Source organism: Paenibacillus sp. MZ03-122A, assembly GCF_024213325.1.
GTDB classification, from domain to species: Bacteria; Bacillota; Bacilli; order Paenibacillales; family Paenibacillaceae; genus Paenibacillus; species Paenibacillus polymyxa_B.
This window is the reverse complement of sequence record NZ_JANAVI010000052.1, coordinates 1-833: the sequence shown is the minus strand read 5'-3', so window position 1 is coordinate 833 and position 833 is coordinate 1. Positions and strand designations below refer to the sequence as shown.

The following is an 833-nucleotide window of genomic DNA, read 5'->3' as shown; positions in this document are numbered from 1 at the left end:
TCTGAGGCTTGTACATGGCTCGGGATCGCAAGAGCGACCTACTACCGCTGGAAAGCAGCCGTGAAGACAGAGCACACAGATGCTACGGTGGAGAAAATCCGGGGGCTTTGCATCCATCATAAATTTCGGTATGGTTACCGGAAAATCACCGCACTCCTTCGGGCAGAGCAAAGAATGAATCACAAACGGGTTCAGCGGATTATGCAGCGTGAGGGGTTACAGTGCCGCGTGAGGATGAAAAAACGAAAGATCACTGGGCAGCCCGCTTATCCGGCAGAAAATCTGCTGAAGCGGCAATTCCATGCAGAGGCGCCCCTGCAAAAGCTCGTCACGGACATCACCTATTTACCGTTTGGCGGAAAAATGTTGTACTTCTCTAGCATTCTAGATCTGTACAATGGGGAGATTGTGGCTTACAGTATAGCGGACAAGCAAGACACGTCCTTGGTTTTGGATACGCTGAATCAACTTCCAAAACGGACAAACATGCTGCTTCATAGCGACCAAGGAAGCGTATATACGTCACAGGCTTATCAAGCTGCAGTAAAGGGAAAAGGCATTACCATGAGCATGTCCCGAAAAGGAACGCCCGCTGATAATGCCCCCATCGAATCGTTTCATTCCACACTAAAGTCTGAAACGTTCTACCTCGAAGATCTCGTCTGTACAACGACTGCAATCGTTGTACAGACCGTTCGAGACTACGTCACCTACTATAACTCAATTCGGATTCAAACGAAACTAAATAACCAGTCGCCGGTAGATTACAGGCGACTGGCTGCTTAAACTTGAAAGGTGTTTTGATCCCTGTCTCACAAACGGGGGTCAGTCCC

1 protein-coding gene is annotated in these 833 nt (G+C 48.9%); it reads left to right on the top strand.

From position 1 onward, the window contains the following. Positions 1-786, top strand: a 786-nt coding sequence (locus NLX74_RS25500; RefSeq protein ID WP_254330933.1) for an IS3 family transposase, incomplete at its 5' end; no start/stop codon positions are given. Positions 787-833: the final 47 nt, after the last annotated feature.